The following is a 20,362-nucleotide window of genomic DNA, read 5'->3' on the forward strand; positions in this document are numbered from 1 at the left end:
GCTTGCGCAACCGCCGCTTTCGGGAAAAGAATGGCCTATGACCATCCCGCACGCGCACCCGTTTCATTTCGACCCAACCTATGGCGCCACTTTGCCGGCGCTGGAATCGATCCGTCCGCCAGCAGCGCCAGATGGCTTCGATGAGTTCTGGAATGCGCGATACGCGAAAGCGATTAACGCCGATCCCAAACCCTCGCTCTCTCGAAGCGAGCTGCAGCATGCGGACTGGAATGTCCTCGATATATCCTATGCATCGACGGGCGGAGTCGCGATCGGCGGCTGGCTGCTGCTGCCGAAGCGAAGCCCGATCAAGCGCGGCATGGTGATCGGCCATGGCTACGGCGGACGCGATCAGCCGGAATTCGACGTGCCTGTGGAAGAGACCGCCGTCCTATTCTTCTGTGCCCGCGGCATGTCGCGAAGCGCTCACCCGCCGATCCCTTCAGAGGCCAGCGGCCATGTGCTTCATGGCATCGAGAGCCGCGACAGCTATGTGATTGGCGGCTGCGTCGAGGATATCTGGCTGGCCGTCTCGGCCTTGATCGAACTCTATCCTTGGCTGGAAGGCCGCATCGGCTACTCGGGTGTCAGCTTCGGCGGCGGGCTGGGTGCCCTGGCGATCCCGTTCGACACCAGGATCGATCGTGGCTTTCTCGCCGTTCCGACCTTCGGGAACCGCCCGCTATGGCTGCGGTTGCCGACGGTTGGCAGCGCTGATTCTGTGCAGCAATATCAGCGCAAGCACGGCAGTGTGCTTGAAACGCTGCGCTTCTTCGATGCGGCAACGGCTGCAACACGCATCACGGTGCCGATGCTTGTCGCCGCAGCGCGTTTCGATCCCGCCGTCGCGCCACCCTGCCAGTTCTCGGTTGCCAATGCCTTGGCGGGATCCAAGGAGATCTTCGTTCTCGATGCCGGTCACTTCGACTATGACGGTGCCGCCGAACAGAACGAAGAGCTGCGCGCCAAGGTCGCCCTATTCTTCACTGCCGGCGCAGAACCTCGTTCCAATGCGCAATCAGCCGCGCCCGCTTCACCTGATCGAGATAGACCATCAGTCCCGGACTGACAGGAACCGGCTTCAGCTGGGCGCCAAGCAGTTCCTGCATCGTATTGGCGGTATTGTCGCCGGCAACTTCAGGGCTGACGGCCGGGATTTGCAGTTCGCGCGCCATGATCGTCTGCCCCTGCTTCGACATGAAGAAGGACAGATATTGCCGTCCGAGTTCCGGATCGGCAGCGGCCTGCGGCACAAGGCCGATGCGCGACATGACGACCGTATAATCCTTTGGCAAAACGATGCCGACATCGGGATGGCGCGCCGCCCAGTCCGCCGCATAGGAGCCGAGGATATTGTACCCGAGCACGAAGCGGCCGTCAGCGACGCGCTCCAGGATCGCCGAGCTTGTGGAATAGAGCTTGACGCCCGCCGCCCCCATCGCCCCGATCACCGACCATATATCACCGAACTGTTCCTGGTCGCGCGCCATGAACAGGAAGCCGACGCCGGAGCGCTCAATGTCATAGGTACCGATCCGGCCATAGACGCTGTTTCCCTTGCGCTTCAGGTAATCGACGAACTCGGCTCGCGAGGATGGCACCGGCTCATGTACGAAACTCGGCTTGTGATAGACGAAGACGGCGGGCTCGAAGGTCAGCGCATAGGCGGTGTTGCGCCAGTTCGCCCATTTCGGCCACTGCCCGCTCATCGGCAGGTTGCTCACTTGCGCATAGCCGTCGTTCGACAGCTTTACCTGCAGGTCCATGGCGGACGAGAAGGCAAAGTCGGCAGTCTTCCTGCCGGCATCGGTCTCCCGCACAATGCGATCGTAGATTTCCCCGGTCAGCATGTCCTCATAGCGGATCGCTACATCGGGATTGGCATCCTGGAAGCCTGTGATCATCGGCTTGGCCAAAGGCTCGTCGAGTGACGAATAGACGGTCAGCACCCGCGCATCCGCCTTTCCGGATTTCGACGGGTAAAAGGTCTGGTTGCCATAGGCAAAGCCCGGACAGAGCATCAGTAAAAGTATGAAAAGTCTCCTCATCCGCAAAGGATTGCATGCGTCGAAAGGAGGAGCAAGCGGGAGCCTCGCTGCAACTCAAGCAAAATTGCGGGCCTACCGCGACAAAAACTATAAAAGAAGTTAAGCTAAATTAGACCGTTTTCATGGAGGGGATATTGGAACGACGGCTGAGCGCAATTCTCGCTGCCGACGTCGTGGGCTACAGCCGTCTGATGGGGGTCGATGAATCCGGAACTCTTCAGGCGCTCAATCGTCACCGCTGTGAACTGATCGATGTCAGGATCTCCGACTACAAGGGCCGGACTTTCAAGCTGACAGGCGACGGAATGCTTGTCGAGTTCCAGAGCGTTGTGAATGCCGTTGCCTGCGCCGTCGAGATCCAGCGAAACATGGCGGCCCGCAATGAGGGCGTGCCGAAGGAACAGCGCATCGAGTTCCGCATCGGCATCAACCTTGGCGACGTCGTTCTCCAGGACGGCGATGTCTTCGGTGATGGTGTCAACGTCGCGGCCAGGCTGGAAAAGCTTGCGCAGCCAGGTGGCATCTGCGTGTCGAGCTCCGTCCGCGACCAGGTCGGCACGCGCCTTAATGTCGGCTTCGACCTGCAGGGCGAGCATGCATTGAAGAACATCAAGCAGCCAGTGCAGGTCTATACCATCGACATCAACAAGGGTGCCGGCAGCAGCCGTGCGGCAACACAGCGCCGCAACACCTGCTTCATCGCCGTTTTGCCCTTCACCAACATGAGCGGCGATGCCGATCAGGATTATTTCTCCGACGGCATCACCGAAGACATCATCACCGATCTCTCGAAGGTGTCGAGCCTGCATGTCGTGTCGCGCCACACCGTCTTCACCTACAAGGGGACGTCGGTCCGCATCAAGCAGCTCGCTCAGGAGCTCGGCGTCCGCTATGTGCTAGAGGGAAGCGTGCGGATGGCAGGCAACCGCGTGCGCATCTCCAGCCACCTTATCGACACCAGCAACGGCGACCACCTCTGGGCCGACCGTTACGATCGCAATCTGACGGATATCTTCGCCATCCAGGACGAGATCGCCAATTCGATCGTCGGCCAGCTGAAGATCCGGCTGCTGCCCGAAGAGAAGAAGGCGATCGCCGAAGAGCCGACGGCCAATGTGGAGGCCTATACCTATTACCTGCGCGGCCGGCAGCTCTCCCACACCTGGACGAAATCATATCTGCTGCTTGCCCGCCGCATGTTCGAAAAGGCCGTCGAGCTCGACCCCGATTATGGCCGCGCCTATGCCGGCATCGCCGATTGCGATGCGGCGATCCGCGATTGGGATCCGGGGAAGGTCTCGGTGCAGCAGATCCTGACGGCGAGCGCCCGGGCACTCGAGCTCAACCCCGACCTTGCCGAAGCCCATGCCTCGCGCGGCCTTGCGCTGCACCAGAACGGTCAGCGGGAACAGGCAATCGAAGCTTTCGAGCGAGCCTTGAGCCTGGATCCGAACCTCTATGAAGCGAACTTCCACTATGCCCGCTTCTTCTTCATGCATGGCGACTATGCCAATGCCGCGCATTATTTCACCCGCGCCGCTCATATCCGGACCGACGATTACGTCTCGCCGATCCACCTGATGAGCGTCTACCGGTCGATGGGGCGTCCGGCCGATACCGAGAACTGGGCGAAGCTCGGCATTCTCCGGGCCGAACGCGCCGTGAGCCTCAATCCGGAAAACTCCGGCCCGTCGCATCGCGGCGCCCTCGCGCTCGCCCATCTCGGCGACAGGGCGCGTGCCCGCAACTGGGCGGCGCGCGCGATCGCCATCGATCCGAACGACATCGTCGCGCAATACAATCTCGCCTGTGTCTATTCCGTCCTCGGCGACACCGACGAGGCCCTTGCGCTGCTGGAAAAGCTGCTGCCGCGCAGTTCGGTCTATCACATCATGTGGTTCGAGAACGATTCCGACCTCGACAACATCCGCTCGGACCCGCGGTTTCACCGGCTGCTGGATGCCGCCCGCAAGGAACAGGAGGCTGCACGTACAGCGTGAGAATGAGCACGGCTGATGATGACAGCGGCGCACCCGCCCTGTAATCTTGTTTTCCAACAAGGAAACATCCGTGCGCATCCTGCTGACCGAAGACAATGTCGCGCTTGCCGATGGCCTGTCTGCGATCTTGCGCGGGACGGGTCATGCGGTCGATGTCGTTCATGACGGCGCCTCGGCAAACGCGGTGATCGCCGCCGAGAATTTCGATCTCGTCATCCTCGATCTAAACCTGCCTGAAATGGATGGCCTTGAGGTACTGCGCAACATGCGCGCCCGTCAGAGCAAGGCTGCGGTGCTGATCCTGACCGCCCGCGGCACGCCGGAAGAGCGGGTCCGCGGCCTCGATCTCGGCGCTGACGACTACCTGATCAAGCCCTTCGACATCGCCGAATTCGAGGCGCGCGTCCGCGTGCTGCTGCGCCGTCAGGCCGGGCTGCATTCGGCAACCGTCATGTATGGGCCGGTTTCCTTTGACCTGAACTCCCGCACATTCTCCGCAGCCGGTGTGCAGATCGATATTCCAGCCCGCGAACTCGGCCTGCTTGAAATTCTTTTCATGCGCGCAGGCAAGGTGGTCGCCAAGGAAGCGATCATCCAGTCGCTGACCGCTTTCGACGACGACATCTCGGCCAATGCCATCGAGCAATATGTCAGCCGTCTGCGCAAGCGGCTCGCGCCTTACAGTCTGACGGTGAAGACCGCCCGCGGTATCGGCTATTATCTCGACAAACTGACCGAGGCTGCATGAGGGCCGCCTATTCGCTGCGCCGCAGGCTGCTCTTCTGGCTGCTGATCTCGACTGCCATCATCGGCACGCTGGCGCTTGCGGATACCTATCGGGAAGCAATCCAGACATCGAATATCGTCTCGGATCGCGTGCTGGCCGGCTCCGCACTGGCGATCGCCGAACGCGTCGTCGTCGCCGAAGACGGCACGCTTGAGGTCGATATCCCGTATGTGGCCCTGGAAATGCTGACCTCGGCCGCCCAGGACCGCGTCTTCTACCGCGTCGACGGACCGCCCGGCGAATTCATCACCGGCTATCAAGCATTGCCCGCACTCGCCGATACGCAAGGCGAGGTCGCGGGTTTCGCCGATGACACGTTCCGCGGCGAGCCGATCCGCGTTGCCACCTTGAGGCGGTCGGCCTCCACCGGTATCCGCTCCGTTCCCTTCTCGGTGACGGTTGCCGAGACCACCATCGCCCGCCGCCAGCTTGCCCGCGCCATCCTGTTCCGCTCGGCGCTGCGCCTTCTCTTCATGATCGCGGGCGCCGCCGTCATCGTCTGGATTTCGGTTACCGTGGCACTCCGCCCGCTCTACAAGCTCCGCGACGCGATCGGCGAGCGCAGCCCGGACGACCTGCATCCGATCCGGCAGCTGGTTCCCACAGAGGTCGAGCCGCTGGTCGATACCGTCAACAGCTTCATGGTCCGCCTGCAATCGGCGCTCGAAGCCCTGCGCAATTTCACCGGCAATGCCAGTCACCAGCTGCGCACGCCGCTGGCGATCATCCGCACCCAGCTTGCGCTCTCGGTGCGCGCCGCAACGCTTGACGAGGCGCATCGATCGGCGCTGAAGGGCGATCAGGCCGTCGCTCACGCCGAACGCATCCTTGCCCAGCTTCTGCTGATGGCCAAGATCGATGCGGCAGCCGCCAAGGAAGCGCTCACTGCCACCGCCATCGATCTTACCGCACTCGCTCAGGAAATCACCGGCGAACTGATCCCGACCGCCGCCGAAGCCGGTATCGACCTGGGCTTCGAGGGTGACGGCGCTGCGGTGATCCGGGCAGAGCCCCTGTTGATCGGCGAACTCTTGCGCAACCTCGCCGGCAATGCCATCGCCTATTCCGGCAAGGGCGCTGAAGTCACCGTCCGCGTTTCCCGGGGCGGCGATACCGTCACGCTTGAAGTCGAGGACAACGGTCCCGGCATTCCGCCGGAGAAACTGGATGCCGTGCGGCGCCGCTTCTCGCGCGGCAACGACTCGGCTGCGCCGGGCGCCGGCCTCGGTCTGCCGATCGTCGAAGAAATCGCCAATCTCTTCAATGCGAGCCTGTCGCTTGGCAGTGCCTCCGGCGGCAAGGGCCTGACGGCTTCGGTGACATTCGCGAAAGCGTCGTAAACACTTACGGCTGTTAACCTTTGCGCCTTGCATTCTTTCGCTGCATTGCACACTATCCCCTTGGGAACAGCAAAGCCGTGCAACGACGCGGCGCCGGATAAGGCGAGATATGTCGATCAAGGCCAGCATCTATCATTTGACGCACTATAAATATGACAAGCCGGTCCGCCTGGGGCCGCAGGTCATCCGCCTCAAACCGGCCTCGCATTCGAAGACCCGCGTCCTCAGTCATTCGCTGAAGGTCACGCCGTCGAACCATTTCGTGAACCTGCAGCAGGACCCCTACGGCAACTATCTCGCCCGCTACGTTTTTCCGGACCCGGTCACCGAATTCAAGATCGAAGTCGATCTTGTCGCCGACATGACCGTTTACAATCCCTTCGACTTCTTCGTCGAAGAGGAAGCGACGAAGTGGCCCTTCGATTATCCCGAAACGCTGCGCGAAGATCTCTCGATCTACATGAAGCCGGAAGAGCCCGGGTCGCGGCTGAAGGCCTTCCTGGAAACGCTCGACTATACGCCCGGCCAGCCGACCGTCGATATGGTCGTTGGCCTCAATGCCCGCCTGCAGCAGCAGATCGGCTATGTCATTCGCATGGAAACCGGGGTGCAGACGCCCGAGGAAACGCTTGGAAGCGCGCTTGGCTCCTGCCGCGACACCAGCTGGCTGCTCGTCCAGATCCTGCGCCATCTCGGCCTCGCCGCCCGCTTCGTCTCCGGTTATCTGATCCAGCTGGCACCCGATCTGAAGGCGCTGGACGGCCCGTCGGGAACCGAAGTCGATTTCACCGATCTTCATGCCTGGGCGGAGGTCTACCTCCCCGGCGCCGGCTGGGTGGGCCTGGACCCGACCTCGGGATTGCTGACCGGCGAAAGCCATATCCCCCTGGCTGCAACGCCGCATTTTCGCAATGCCGCGCCGATTTCCGGCGGATATTTCGGCGAGGCCAACACCGAATTCGGCTTCGACATGAAAGTGTCGCGTGTCGCCGAACACCCGCGCATCACCAAGCCCTTCTCCGATGAAAGCTGGGACGAACTGAACGCGCTCGGCGAGACAATCGACAGCGTCCTTCAGGCGCAGGACGTCCGCTTGACCATGGGCGGCGAGCCGACCTTCGTCTCCATCGACGATTTCGAATCCGCCGAATGGAACACCGACGCCGTCGGTCCGACCAAGCGCGAAAAGGCCGATGTGCTGATCCGCAAGCTCCGCGAGCGCTTCGCCCCCGGCGGCTTCCTGCATTACGGCCAGGGCAAGTGGTATCCGGGCGAGAGCCTGCCGCGCTGGACCTTCTCGCTCTACTGGCGCAAGGACGGCCTGCCGATCTGGCAAAATCCCGATCTCATCGCAACCGAAGGCACGGATGCCGGCGTCAGCGCCGACGACGCCGGAAAGCTTCTGACAGCGATCGCGCGGGAACTGGCGATCGAGCCCGAGATGGTTCTGCCGGCCTACGAAGACCCGGCCGAATGGATCGTCAAGGAGGGCAGCCTCCCTGAAAATGTCGATCCGTCCAATTCCAAGCTCAAGGACCCGGAAGAACGCAACCGTATCGCCCGCGTCTTCGAGCGCGGTCTGACGGTCGCGACCGGCTATATCCTCCCGGTTCAGGCCTGGAACTCCAAGGCATCGGGCCAGCGCTGGGTCAGCGAAAAATGGCGCACGCGCCGCGGCAAGATCTTCCTCGTTCCGGGTGACAGCCCGGTCGGCTACCGCCTGCCGCTCGGTACCCTGCCCTACGTTCCGCCGTCACGCTATCCCTATATCCACACTGCCGACCCCTCGATTCCACGCCAGCCGCTGGCAGATGTCGTGGTGCCCGCCGGCCGGGCAATGCCGGAAGCCTCGCGCCAGACGGATGACAGCAGCCAGGCACGCGTCGAGCAGACGATCGGCGAGATCGGCGGCGCAGTGCGCACCGCCATGTCGGTCGAACCGCGCGACGGCAGGCTTTGCGTCTTCATGCCTCCGGTCGAGCGCATCGAGGATTATCTCGAACTGATCGCCGCGGCGGAAAATGCCGCCCGCGACCTGAACCTGCCAGTTCATATCGAGGGTTACTCGCCGCCGCAGGACGAACGCATCAACGTCATCCGCGTCGCCCCCGACCCTGGTGTCATCGAGGTCAACATTCATCCGGCCGCGAACTGGCAGGATTGCGTCGACATCACCACTGCCGTCTACGAGGAAGCGCGCACCACAAGACTTGGCGCCGACAAGTTCATGATCGACGGCCGCCACACCGGCACCGGCGGCGGCAACCATGTCGTCGTCGGCGGCGCGAACCCCGGCGACAGCCCGTTCCTGCGCCGTCCCGACCTGCTGAAAAGCCTGGTCCTGCACTGGCAGCGGCATCCGTCGCTATCCTACCTCTTCTCCGGCATGTTCATCGGCCCGACCAGCCAGGCGCCGCGCATCGACGAGGCCCGCCACGACAGCCTCTATGAACTCGAGATCGCCATGGCGCAGGTGCCGATGCCGAGCCATGGCGTCACGCCGCTCCCATGGCTGGTCGATCGCCTCTTCCGCAACCTGCTGATCGACGTGACCGGCAACACCCATCGTGCCGAAATCTGTATCGACAAGATGTTCTCGCCCGACGGTCCCACGGGGCGGCTCGGCCTCGTCGAGTTCCGCGGTTTCGAGATGCCGCCCAACGCCCGCATGTCGCTCGCCCAGCAGCTACTGGTCCGCGCCCTGATCGCCCGCTTCTGGAAGAACCCGGCCGATGGCGGCTTCGTGCGCTGGGGCACCTCGCTGCACGATCGTTTCATGCTGCCGCATTTCGTCTGGGCCGACTTCATGGATGTGCTGGCGGATCTCAGAGAAAACGGCTTCGATCTCAGCCCGGAATGGTTCAAGGCGCAGTTGGAATTCCGCTTCCCCTTCTGCGGCGAGGTGGAATACGAAGGCTCGAAGCTCGAAGTTCGCCAGGCACTGGAGCCCTGGCATGTGATGGGAGAAGAAGGCGCGATCGGCGGCACGGTCCGTTATGTCGATAGCTCGGTCGAGCGTCTGCAGGTTCGTCTCGAAACCAGCAACAGTGCCCGCTACACCGTGACCTGCAACGGCCGTACCCTGCCGCTGACGCCAACCGGCACGTCAGGTGTTTCCGTCGCCGGTGTCCGCTACAAGGCCTGGCAGCCGTCGTCGGGCCTGCATCCGGTATTGCCCGTCGACACGCCGCTGACCTTTGACATTTATGATACATGGTCGAAGCGTTCGATCGGCGGCTGTATCTACCATGTTGCCCATCCAGGCGGCCGCAACTATGACACCTTCCCAGTCAACGGCAACGAAGCGGAAGCACGGCGGCTTGCCCGGTTCGAGCCGTGGGGACATACCGCAGGCGGCTTCATTCCGCGTGCCGAAACGGGTTCGCAAGAATTCCCTCTGACGCTGGATCTCCGGCGTCCGGCAGGGCTTTAGGCTAGGTTTTAATGGGCAAGAAACCGGCAACGGAACGCAAGGCAATCGATACCCGCAGCGCCAGCGATGCGGCTCTCGACTACGCGCCCTTGCCTGGCGTTGCCGACGAGATGGTCGATAATACCGGCGCGATCCGCCCGGTCTGGCAGCGCTTTCTCTCCGCTTTCGGCCGCGTGCCCAAGCCCGAGCTTGCCGAACGCTTCGCCCGCGCCGACCGCTATCTGCGCGATGCCGGCGTCTTCTACCGGGCCTATGGCAGCAAGGGCACCGGCGAACGCTCCTGGCCGCTGTCGCATATTCCGGTTCTGATCGATGAGCGCGAGTGGCAGCAATTGTCCGCAGGCCTCGTCCAGCGCGCCGATCTGCTGGAAGCGATCGTTGCGGATATCTACGGTAAAAACACGCTGGTGCAGGAGGGCTTCCTGCCGCCCGGCCTGATTGCCTCGAACCCGGAATTCCAGCGGCCGCTCGCAGGCGTGAAGCCGGCGACCGGCCACTACCTGCATTTCTGCGCCTTCGAGATCGGCCGCGGCCCGGATGGAAACTGGTGGGTGCTGGCCGACCGCACGCAGGCGCCGTCAGGCGCCGGTTTCGCGCTGGAGAACCGTGTGGCGACCACCCGCGCCTTCTCCGACGTCTATGCCGAAACACCGGTGCACCGCCTCGCCTCGTTCTTCGGCGCCTTCCGCGACACGCTGCAGACGATGAAACATTCCGGCGACGACCGCATTGCCGTCCTGACGCCTGGCCCTGCAAACGAGACCTACTACGAGCACGCCTATATCGCCCGCTATCTCGGCTTCATGCTACTTGAAGGCGAGGACCTGACCGTCGTTAACGGCCGGATCATGGTACGCACCGTCGCCGGGCTGAAGCCGATCGGCGTGCTCTGGCGCCGCCTCGACAGCGCCTATGCCGACCCGCTCGAACTGAACCAGAATTCGCATATCGGCACGCCCGGTCTGCTCGATGCCCTGCGCGCCGAAACAGTGACGATCGTCAACGGCCTCGGCACCGGCATTCTCGAAACCCGCGCGCTGCTGGCCTTTATGCCCACCATCTGTCGCCGGATCCTTGGCGAAGACCTGCAGCTGCCGTCGATCGCCACCTGGTGGTGCGGGCAGAAAAGCGAGCAGGAGCATGTGGCCAAGCATCTCGAAAAGATGGTCATCGGCCCTGCCTTCTCGCGCGCCCCCTTCTTCGACGATGACGGCGAATCCGTGCTGGGATCGTCCCTGCGGGCAACGGCGAAGGATTCGATCTCCGACTGGCTGAGCACCGATGGCCCGAAGCTCGTCGGCCAGGAAGTCGTCACGCTCTCCACCACGCCGGCCTGGGTCGGCGGCAAGTTGACGCCGCGGCCAATGTCGCTGCGCGTCTTTGCGGCGCGCACCGCAAACGGCTGGCAGATCATGCCCGGCGGCTTCGCCCGCATCGGCGCCAGCGACGATGTCGCCGCCATTGCCATGCAATCCGGCGGTGCGGCCGCCGACGTGTGGATCGTCAGCGACAAGCCGGTCGAGCGCCACACGCTGCTGCCCGCCGAAGGCAGCTTCACCCGTAACATGCCGGGCAGCCTGCCGAGTCGCGCAGCCGACAATCTCTTCTGGCTGGGGCGTTACATCGAGCGCGCTGAAGGGGCGCTGCGCATCCTCCGCGCCTGGCACGCCCGCTACGCCGAAGCTGCCGACCCGGACCAGCCGCTGCTGGCCGACGTCTCGGAATATCTGGCGGCGCTGGACATCGACACCGAAGAGCCGGTGCCGGAAACGCTGCTGCGCAACATCGAGAGCGCCGTCTATTCCGCCAGCAACATCCGCGACCGTTTCTCGCCGGACGGCTGGCTGGCGCTGAACGACCTCGCCAAGACCGCCCGCCGCTTCCGCATGACGGTTGCCGCCGGCGACGACGCCAGCCACGCGATGACCATCCTGCTGCGCAAGCTCGCGGGCTTTGCCGGTCTGGTGCACGAAAACATGTACCGCTTCACCGGCTGGCGTTTCCTGTCGCTCGGCCGCTACATCGAGCGCGGCCTGCATCTGACCCGGCTGCTCGGCCATATGTCCGGCCCCGAGGCGCCCGACGGCGCCCTCGACATGCTGCTTGAGATCGGCGACAGCGTCATGACCCATCGCCGCCGCTACAACGTCAACACCGCGCGGCTGACCGTCACCGACCTTCTGGCGCTCGATCCGCTCAACCCCCGCTCGATCCTCTTCCAGGTGAACGAGATCCACCGCGAAGTGGAGCAGCTGCCGAATGCCTTCATCAACGGCCAGATGTCGCCTTTCTACCGCGAAGCGATGCGCCTGCATTCCGGCCTTGCGGTGATGACGCCCGAGACGATGAGCGGCGACGTCTACAAGAAGCTCGAGCGCGAGCTCGAAGCCCTCTCCGATCTTCTCGCACAAACCTATCTGGGGTGACGCCGTGCTTTACGACCTCACGCTTCACATGGGTTACAGCTACGACAGCCCGGCCTCCGGCGCCCGCCACATCATGCGGCTGATGCCCTTGTCTCTGCCCGACCGGCAGCGCCTGATCGCCGGCTCGATCACCATTTCACCGTCGCCGGACGAGCAATCGCATTTCACCGATTTCTTCCGCCATCCGTCGACCTCGTTCCTGCTGCGCTCACCGCACGAGACGCTGGACATCCGCATGCAGGCCCGCGTGCAGGTGGAAAGCCATTCGATCACGGCGGATTTCTCGCCGACGCTGTCAGGTCTGCCGGAGGAAGTGGCGGGCATCTGGTCTCTCGAACCGGAATCCCCTCATCACTTCCTGGGCGACAGCCCGCGTCTGACGGCTACCCGCGCGATCTCCGACTATGCCCGCGAGAGTGCAGCGCCAGAGCGCACCGTGCTGCAGATCGCCACCGCGCTCTGCACCCGCATCAACAAGGATTTCACCTACGACACCGAAGCCACCACGGTGGATTCGACGCCGCTCGACGCCTTCAAGCTGAAACGCGGCGTCTGCCAGGATTTCTCCCATGTGATGATCCTGGCGCTCCGCAGCCTCGGCATCCCCGCAGGCTACGTCTCCGGCTTCCTGCGCACAATTCCGCCAGCAGGCAAGGAGAGGTTAGAAGGCGCAGACGCCATGCATGCCTGGGTGCGCGTCTGGTGCGGCGAAACGCTCGGCTGGGTCGAACTCGACCCCACCAACAACATCCCCGCCAGCACCGACCACATCGTCGTCGCCTACGGACGCGACTACAGCGACGTGGCCCCCGTGATCGGCGTGCTGAAGAGCTATGGCGGGCAGCGGGCGGTTCAGGCGGTCGATGTGGTGCCGTTGAAGCAATGAGATGCGCACAAAATAGAACGCTTTGCTCTATTTTTACCGAGTTCGTAAGGCAATTAACAACTTAATTGATGCAGAGATTTGCTACCACAACCTTTTGGCAAGGTAGCAACCATGAAGCCGTCATCATATTTCAAGCATTCGAAGATCGACGAATTGCTCCACGACCGGGGTGGGAACTTCGCGATGATGACCGGTCTTCTCGCCGTCCCGCTTATACTCGCGGCCGGTGTGGCTGTCGATTATTCCATGGCCGCTATGGAACGAACAAATCTGCAACAGATCGCCGATGGAGCGGCACTGGCCGGCGGCAAGATTTTCGATGGTACCAACCTCTCCGATGCCCAGGCTGCGGCGAAATCTTTCATTACGTCCTATGCCGACAAACTGCCGAAGGACGTTGCCTTTAACATCACAGCCAACGGACGAACGCTGCAGGTCGCGATGACCGGGACGGCAGCAACTTCCTTCATGAAATTCGGCGGCTTTAATTCGACCGCCGTTGGCGTAACCTCGGCAGCGATCAGTCCATTGAAACCCGAAAAGGTGACGTTCACACCGACAAAGGCCCAAGGCTATTGGTATAAGCAGGTATCGGTGCGCGTCGTCCGCGAGGGCAGTACCGCAGAAACCGTTCTCGCTACGGTCGAATATACCACGACGACCCATGCAAATAGTGGCAGTGGCACAATGGTTGTTAAGCCGTCCTCTCAAATCGACCTTGGAAAATACACCAAGCTGGTACTTCAGATGGATATCAAGAAAGACGGCTGCCCACTAAAGAAGCGCGCGGTCGTCAATGGCAATGACGTCAAATGCGAAAGCGACAGCGCCCAGACCTACAACAAGTACGATGCCACCATGCGCACCGACAATCCGCAAACGACCAACTACCTTTTCGTCGATGGTAAACAGCTCCCACAGGGAATTACTCAACCGCTTGAGTCCTATTTCGGCTGCTCAAAACCGCAGAGCCATGCATGGGAGGACGGCGGCGGCTGGGAACGTCAGGATTTCTTTTATACCGTTTCATCCGAGTGCAAGGCCGCCGACGGAGACTATGTAAGGCTGACGCAATAAAGGCTGCCATAAATATTAACGCCGCAAAGTTCAATGTGCCGAAATTTCGCGAATAACAGACGTTTCATGAAGTAGCGAATGTATCGAAATCTTGAGATCGTTAGAATTCTAACGATCATCTTAGGGACTGTGGTAATAATTCGGCGATAAGCATGAGGTCAGCATAATTTTCCTCTTGCTTCTAGGTGACATGATGTCTCCCATTTCCTCAGTGCATGCGCGCGCAAAACGCATGCTGCGCGACCGCTCCGGCAATTTCGGCATGATGACCGCCATACTTGTCCCGGTAGCTCTTGGTGCGGCAGGTGTCGCGGTCGATGTATCCAAAACCGTCAATTCTCAGCGTCAGCTTCAGGAAGCTGCCGATTCCGCTGCCCTGGCAACAGCTGCAGCCCTTGCTGATGGAACGCTTGCGATCACTGGCGCGAGCGCATTTGCCAAGGATTTCGTGGCCGGGCAGATGTCGAACTACTTGTTGAACAACAACGTCGCGGCGACCGGCATCAAGGACAGCGTGAAGGTTACAGTCGATCAGGCAACCTCCGGCAAATCGACGACCTATAACGTCAACATCACCACAACATACAATCAACCCCTGAGTGGCCTCGCCAACTTCTTCGGCGTCAAATCCACCAATATCGGGGCCGCCAGCGCCGCACAAAGCGGCTCCGGTCCGGACCAGAATGCTCGCAATGCGCTCTCCATGGTTTTGGCGCTCGACGAGTCTGGCTCCATGGCGCAGGACACCGACACCGTGGAAAGCAAGACCTGCACGCGCACCAACAAAAAGGGCGAATGCAAGGAGTACACGACGACCTATGTATCCAAGATAGCGGCTCTCAAATCTGCCGCAGGGGCGCTTTTTGACGCACTCGACGGGGCCGACAAGGACGGAGATCTGGTCCGAACGGGCGCCGTCTCATACACCCACATTGTCATGAGCCAAACGTCACCGATCATGTCCTGGGGCACGGCAGCTGCACGTAAATACGTAGCAGGCATGCCCTCCGTGCCCGCAGGCGGCACGGATGCCAACGGCGCGATGGTGATTGCCGACAACGCTGTCAGAAAACCGACTGATGGAAGCGATGCCGAAACCAAGGCGCATGCCGCCAAAAAGAATATGACGTCAGACAGATATCTGGTTCTAATGAGCGATGGCGAGATGACAGGCTATAGCAACACCTGGAACTCGTCCCTTGACCAGAAAGTTCGCGACAAGTGCGATGCTGCCAAGTCTGATGGGATCACCATTTTCACTGTTGCATTCATGGCGCCCGATAAGGGCAAGAAGTTGCTACAGTACTGCGCATCGTCGGCTGGCAGTTACTATGAGCCAAACACTATGGAAAAACTCGTGAAAGACTTCCAAAATATCGCTCAGACCGCAATGAAGACGACCACCCGGTTGATCAACTAGATACTGCTGTCGCCCGAAATTACAAAAGCCGCTCCGGAACAAACCGGGGCGGCTTTTCGTTGTGTGCTAATCCCCTGTATCAAATCGGGAAAATCGATTGAAATCAAGTCCCGCGGTCAGGGCGAAGGTGAAGGTTCCGCAAATTTTTGCTTTGGTTAAATCCTTTGTTGCAAGTGCTTGGTAACGGTGCATAAACTGACAGTATTCGTGTGTGCGACAAAGCGATTACCTCAGGCATAACATACTGAAATCAAATCAAAATTGGCGAGACCTGACGATGACAACAGCTTCCAAGCCGACCATCCCCTCCCCTGCTCCTCGCAGCTCCCGGCCTGAAATTCTTGCGGAAGAAATTATTGAGCGCCTCACCTACCGCATCGGCAAGGATGCCAAAGTTGCCAAGCCGCACGACTGGCTGACCGCCACGATCCTCGTCGTCCGTGACCGGATCATCGACAAGTGGATGGAATCCACGCGCAAGGTCTACTCCACCGGCGACAAGCGCGTTTACTATCTATCCCTGGAATTCCTGATCGGCCGCCTGATGCGCGATGCCATTTCCAACATGGGATTGATGGAGGAAGTCAGCGACGCGCTGACCTCGCTCGGCGTCGATGTCAACGTCATTGCCGGGCTGGAACCGGATGCCGCACTCGGTAACGGCGGCCTCGGCCGTCTCGCGGCCTGTTTCATGGAAAGCATGGCAACGGTCGATGTCCCTGCCTATGGCTACGGCATTCGCTATGTCCACGGCCTGTTCCGCCAGCAGCTTGCAGACGGCTGGCAGGTCGAGCTTCCGGAAAGCTGGCTCGCCCACGGCAATCCGTGGGAATTCGAGCGCCGTGAAAGCGCTTACGAAATCGGCTTCGGCGGCACCGTTGACGTCGTCGGTGATCATGACGGTGAGCCGCGCTATGTCTGGAAGCCGGCAGAGCGCGTCATCGCCGCCGCCTTCGACACGCCGGTCGTCGGCTGGCGCGGCAAGCGCGTCAACACGCTGCGCCTCTGGTCGGCCCAGCCGATCGATCCGATCCTGCTCGATGCCTTCAACGCCGGCGATCACATCGGCGCGCTCCGCGAAAGCAACAAGGCCGAAAGCCTGACCCGCGTTCTCTACCCGGCCGACGGCACGCCGGCAGGGCAGGAGCTGCGCCTGCGCCAGGAGTTCTTCTTCTCTTCCGCTTCGCTCCAGGACATCCTGCGCCGCCATCTTCAGCAGTACGACGATTTCACATCGCTGCCGGACAAGGTGGCAATCCAGCTGAACGACACGCACCCTGCCGTCTCGGTGGCGGAACTGACGCGTCTGCTTTGCGATGTACATGGCCTCGATTTCGAGCAGGCCTTCGAGATCGTTCGCGGCACGATCTCCTATACAAACCACACGCTGCTGCCGGAGGCGCTGGAAACCTGGCCGATCCCGCTCTTCGAGCGCCTTCTGCCGCGCCACATGCAGCTGATCTACGCGATCAACGCCAAGGTTCTTCGCGAGGCCCGCCGCGAGAAGAACTTCTCCGACACGGAAATCCGCTCGATCTCGCTGATCGACGAAAGCGGCGACCGCCGCGTGCGCATGGGCAACCTTGCCTTCGTCGGCTCGCACTCGATCAATGGCGTTTCGGCCCTGCATACGGATCTCATGAAGGTCACGGTCTTTGCCGACCTGCACAAGCTCTACCCCGACCGTATCAACAACAAGACGAACGGCATTACACCGCGCCGCTGGCTGCAGCAGTGCAATCCGGGGCTCACGGGCCTGATCCGCGAAGCGATCGGCGACGAGTTCCTGGATGATGCGGAAAAGCTGAAACCGCTCGAGAAGTTTGCCACCGACCCGGCCTTTCAGCAGAAGTTCGCGGCCGTCAAGCGCGCCAACAAGGTGGCTCTGTCCAACCTCGTCGCCAGCCGGATGGGCGTGAAGCTCGATCCGTCTGCGATGTTCGACATCCAGATCAAGCGCATCCACGAATATAAGCGCCAGCTGCTCAACGTCATCGAAGCCGTGGCACTCTACGACCAGATCCGCTCGCATCCCGAGATGGACTGGACCCCGCGCGTCAAGCTCTTCGCCGGCAAGGCGGCGCCGAGCTATCACAACGCCAAACTGATCATCAAGCTGATCAACGACGTCGCCCGCACGATCAACAACGACCCGGCCGTTCGCGGCCTGCTGAAGGTCGTGTTCGTGCCGAACTACAACGTCTCGCTGGCCGAAGTCATGGTCCCCGCAGCCGACCTGTCCGAGCAGATCTCGACCGCCGGCATGGAAGCCTCCGGCACCGGCAACATGAAGTTCGGCCTCAACGGAGCGCTAACGATCGGCACTCTTGACGGCGCCAATGTCGAAATGCGCGACAATGTCGGCGAAGACAACATCGTGATCTTCGGCCTGCAGGCCGATGAAGTGGCGAAGGTGCGCAGCGACGGCCACAATCCGCGTGCGATCATCGAAAGCTCGCGCGAGCTGTCGCAGGCGCTTGCCTCGATTGCCGGCGGCGTGTTCTCGCCGGACGACCGGAACCGATATGCCCAGTTGATCGACGGCATCTATTCGCACGACTGGTTCATGGTCGCTGCCGATTTTGATGCCTATGCCGCCGCTCAGCGCGAGGTGGACCAGATCTGGAACAACAAGTCCTCCTGGTACACCAAGACGATCAACAATACGGCGCGGATGGGTTGGTTCTCGTCTGACCGCACGATTCGGCAATATGCCGAGGAAATCTGGAGAGCTGGATGAAAACGCCGAAAACTGCCCCTGAGGTAAAGCGTCCCTGGGAAATTTCGGCAGACGAAATCGCGGCGATCCTCGCTGGTTCGCACGCAAATCCATTCGCCGCGCTCGGCGTCCATCAGGCCGGCGATGGTTTCGCGGCCCGTTGCTTCATTCCCGGTGCGGAAGAAGTGACGGCGATGACACTCGACGGCACCGCCGTCGGCGATCTCAAGCAGCTTCATCCGGACGGCTTCTTCGCCGGACCGGTGAAGCTCACCAAGCAGCAACCCGTCCGCTACCGCGCCCGCCGCGGCGATGCCGAATGGGCGGTGACCGATCCTTACAGCTTCGGTCCCGTGCTTGGGCCGATGGACGATTATTATGTCCGCGAAGGCTCGCATCTGAGACTTTTCGACAAGATGGGCGCGCATTGGATCAAGCATGAAGGCGCGCAGGGCATCCACTTCGCCGTCTGGGCGCCGAATGCACAGCGCGTCTCCGTCGTCGGCGATTTCAACAACTGGGACGGCAGGCGCCACGTCATGCGCTTCCGCTCAGGCGCCGGCATCTGGGAAATCTTTGCGCCCGACGTACCGACAGGCGTTCCCTACAAGTTCGAAATCCGCGGCCGCGACGGCGTATTGCTGCCGCTGAAAGCTGACCCCTTCGCACGCCGCAGCGAGCTGCGTCCGAAGACGGCTTCCGTCACCGCCCCGGAGCTGCTCCAGGATTGGGATGATGAAGCCCATCTCAAGCACTGGCGCGAAACCGACAAGCGCCGCCAGCCGATCTCCATTTACGAGGTTCATGCCGGTTCATGGCAGCTTCGCCAGGACGGTACGTTCCTGTCTTGGGACGAGCTTGCTAACACCCTGATCCCCTATGTCGTCGATATGGGCTTTACCCATATTGAGTTTCTGCCGATCACCGAACATCCCTATGACCCCTCCTGGGGCTACCAGACGACAGGCCTCTATGCGCCCAGCGCCCGCTTCGGCGAGCCCGAAGGCTTTGCCCGCTTCGTCAACGGCTGCCACAAGGTCGGCATCGGCGTCATTCTGGATTGGGTCCCGGCCCATTTCCCGACGGACGAACACGGCCTTGGCTGGTTCGACGGCACGGCACTCTACGAGCATGAGGATCCGCGCAAGGGCTTCCATCCGGACTGGAACACGGCGATCTACAATTTCGGCCGCACCGAAGTCCTGTCCTATCTCGTCAACAATGCGCTCTATTGGGCCGAGAAGTTCCATCTCGACGGCCTGCGCGTCGATGCGGTCGCCTCGATGCTATACCTCGACTATTCGCGCAAGCATGGCGAATGGATTCCCAACGAATATGGTGGCAACGAAAACCTCGAGGCGGTTCGCTTCCTCCAGGATATGAACACCCGCATCTATGCCGAACATCCAGGCGTTATGACCATCGCCGAGGAATCCACCTCCTGGCCGAAAGTCTCCCAGCCTGTCCATGAGGGAGGCCTCGGCTTCGGCTTCAAGTGGAACATGGGCTTCATGCACGACACGCTGAGCTACATGAAGCGCGAGCCGGTTCATCGCCAGTTCCACCACAACGAGCTGACCTTCGGCCTGCTCTATGCCTATTCCGAAAATTTCGTGTTGCCCCTGTCGCACGACGAAGTGGTGCACGGCAAAGGCTCACTGATCGCCAAGATGCCGGGCGACGACTGGCAGAAGTTCGCGAACCTGCGCGCCTATTACGCCTTCATGTGGGGATATCCCGGCAAGAAGCTGTTGTTCATGGGCCAGGAATTCGCGCAGTGGAGCGAATGGAGCGAGGCGACGTCGCTCGACTGGAACCTCCTGCAATACCGCATGCACGAAGGCATGCGCCGCCTCGTCCGCGATCTGAACTTTACCTACCGCTCCAAGCCGGCGCTGCATGCCCGCGATTGCGAAGGCGAAGGTTTCGAATGGCTGATCGCCGACGACCAGGAAAATTCGGTCTTCGCCTGGCTGCGAAAGGCGCCGGGACAGAAGCCTGTTGCTGTGATCACCAACTTCACACCCGTTTATCGCGAGAACTACGCTATCCGCCTGCCGCTTGAGGGGCGCTGGCGGGAAGTTCTGAACACCGATGCCGACATCTACGGCGGCAGCGGCAAGGGCAATGGCGGGCGCGTGCAAGCCGTCAATGCCGGCGGCACCATCGCCGCCACGATTACCTTGCCGCCGCTGGCGACGATCATGCTTGAACCCGAGACTTGAA

General features: G+C 61.4%; 12 protein-coding genes. 11 read left to right on the forward strand and 1 reads right to left on the reverse strand.

Going from position 1 to position 20,362, the window contains the following annotated elements:
- The first annotated feature begins 37 nt into the window (after nucleotides 1-37).
- Nucleotides 38-1,069 (forward strand): acetylxylan esterase, encoded by a 1,032-nt coding sequence (locus AB4Z25_RS25555; protein WP_112538034.1) that lies wholly within the window; start codon nucleotides 38-40, stop codon nucleotides 1,067-1,069.
- Here the strand turns inward: AB4Z25_RS25555 and AB4Z25_RS25560 are convergent.
- Nucleotides 984-2,048, reverse strand: a complete 1,065-nt coding sequence (locus tag AB4Z25_RS25560) for an ABC transporter substrate-binding protein (RefSeq protein ID WP_112538035.1) — start codon at nucleotides 2,046-2,048, stop codon at nucleotides 984-986. The two genes, AB4Z25_RS25555 and AB4Z25_RS25560, sit on opposite strands and share 86 nt — an antisense overlap.
- Nucleotides 2,049-2,182: 134 nt before the next feature.
- On the opposite strand from AB4Z25_RS25560, the gene AB4Z25_RS25565 reads away from it, so the two are divergent.
- The 10 genes from AB4Z25_RS25565 to glgB all read left to right on the forward strand — a co-directional run bounded on the left by AB4Z25_RS25565 (nucleotide 2,183) and on the right by glgB (nucleotide 20,361).
- The gene (locus tag AB4Z25_RS25565) at nucleotides 2,183-4,048 is read left to right on the forward strand and encodes an adenylate/guanylate cyclase domain-containing protein (RefSeq protein ID WP_112385559.1); all 1,866 of its coding nucleotides are present in this window, start codon (nucleotides 2,183-2,185) and stop codon (nucleotides 4,046-4,048) included.
- A gap of 70 nt (nucleotides 4,049-4,118) precedes the next feature.
- Nucleotides 4,119-4,796, forward strand: coding sequence for a response regulator transcription factor (locus AB4Z25_RS25570; protein WP_112538036.1), 678 nt, complete (start codon nucleotides 4,119-4,121; stop codon nucleotides 4,794-4,796).
- Complete coding sequence (locus tag AB4Z25_RS25575; RefSeq protein WP_112538037.1) at nucleotides 4,793-6,175, forward strand: sensor histidine kinase; 1,383 nt, start codon at nucleotides 4,793-4,795, stop codon at nucleotides 6,173-6,175. The genes AB4Z25_RS25570 and AB4Z25_RS25575 overlap by 4 nt, the downstream gene beginning before the upstream one ends.
- Nucleotides 6,176-6,284: 109 nt before the next feature.
- Nucleotides 6,285-9,608, forward strand: a complete 3,324-nt coding sequence (locus tag AB4Z25_RS25580) for a transglutaminase family protein (protein ID WP_112538038.1) — start codon at nucleotides 6,285-6,287, stop codon at nucleotides 9,606-9,608.
- A gap of 11 nt (nucleotides 9,609-9,619) precedes the next feature.
- Nucleotides 9,620-12,034 (forward strand): circularly permuted type 2 ATP-grasp protein, encoded by a 2,415-nt coding sequence (locus AB4Z25_RS25585; RefSeq protein WP_112538039.1) that lies wholly within the window; start codon nucleotides 9,620-9,622, stop codon nucleotides 12,032-12,034.
- A gap of 4 nt (nucleotides 12,035-12,038) precedes the next feature.
- On the forward strand, nucleotides 12,039-12,920 hold the full coding sequence (locus tag AB4Z25_RS25590) for a transglutaminase family protein (protein WP_442210018.1): 882 nt from the start codon (nucleotides 12,039-12,041) through the stop codon (nucleotides 12,918-12,920).
- 111 nt (nucleotides 12,921-13,031) lie between these two features.
- Nucleotides 13,032-13,997, forward strand: coding sequence for a TadE/TadG family type IV pilus assembly protein (locus AB4Z25_RS25595; RefSeq protein WP_112538041.1), 966 nt, complete (start codon nucleotides 13,032-13,034; stop codon nucleotides 13,995-13,997).
- Between the two features lie 232 nt (nucleotides 13,998-14,229).
- Entirely contained in the window at nucleotides 14,230-15,417 is a 1,188-nt protein-coding gene (locus AB4Z25_RS25600) for a pilus assembly protein TadG-related protein (RefSeq protein ID WP_442210020.1), read from the forward strand.
- Nucleotides 15,418-15,694: 277 nt separating this feature from the next.
- A complete protein-coding gene (locus AB4Z25_RS25605; protein WP_112516797.1) occupies nucleotides 15,695-18,157 on the forward strand; it encodes a glycogen/starch/alpha-glucan phosphorylase in 2,463 nt (820 codons plus the stop codon).
- Nucleotides 18,154-20,361 carry a 1,4-alpha-glucan branching protein GlgB gene (gene glgB, locus AB4Z25_RS25610; RefSeq protein ID WP_112538042.1) on the forward strand — a complete coding sequence of 736 codons (2,208 nt, stop codon included), beginning with the start codon at nucleotides 18,154-18,156 and terminating at the stop codon, nucleotides 20,359-20,361. Before AB4Z25_RS25605 ends, glgB begins: the two co-directional genes overlap by 4 nt.
- Nucleotide 20,362: the final 1 nt, after the last annotated feature.

Source organism: Rhizobium sp. RAF36, assembly GCF_052114105.1.
GTDB lineage: Bacteria > Pseudomonadota > Alphaproteobacteria > Rhizobiales > Rhizobiaceae > Rhizobium.

Bases quoted from the DNA above. Each gene is read 5' to 3' on its own strand.
- AB4Z25_RS25605 (WP_112516797.1), top strand. From the start codon at position 15,695: ATGACAACAGCTTCCAAGCCGACCATCCCCTCCCCTGCTCCTCGCAGC.
- AB4Z25_RS25580 (WP_112538038.1), top strand. From the start codon at position 6,285: ATGTCGATCAAGGCCAGCATCTATCATTTGACGCACTATAAATATGAC.
- AB4Z25_RS25560 (WP_112538035.1), bottom strand. From the start codon at position 2,048: ATGAGGAGACTTTTCATACTTTTACTGATGCTCTGTCCGGGCTTTGCC.
- AB4Z25_RS25595 (WP_112538041.1), top strand. From the start codon at position 13,032: ATGAAGCCGTCATCATATTTCAAGCATTCGAAGATCGACGAATTGCTC.
- AB4Z25_RS25585 (WP_112538039.1), top strand. From the start codon at position 9,620: ATGGGCAAGAAACCGGCAACGGAACGCAAGGCAATCGATACCCGCAGC.
- AB4Z25_RS25555 (WP_112538034.1), top strand. From the start codon at position 38: ATGACCATCCCGCACGCGCACCCGTTTCATTTCGACCCAACCTATGGC.
- glgB (WP_112538042.1), top strand. From the start codon at position 18,154: ATGAAAACGCCGAAAACTGCCCCTGAGGTAAAGCGTCCCTGGGAAATT.
- AB4Z25_RS25575 (WP_112538037.1), top strand. From the start codon at position 4,793: ATGAGGGCCGCCTATTCGCTGCGCCGCAGGCTGCTCTTCTGGCTGCTG.
- AB4Z25_RS25600 (WP_442210020.1), top strand. From the start codon at position 14,230: ATGCTGCGCGACCGCTCCGGCAATTTCGGCATGATGACCGCCATACTT.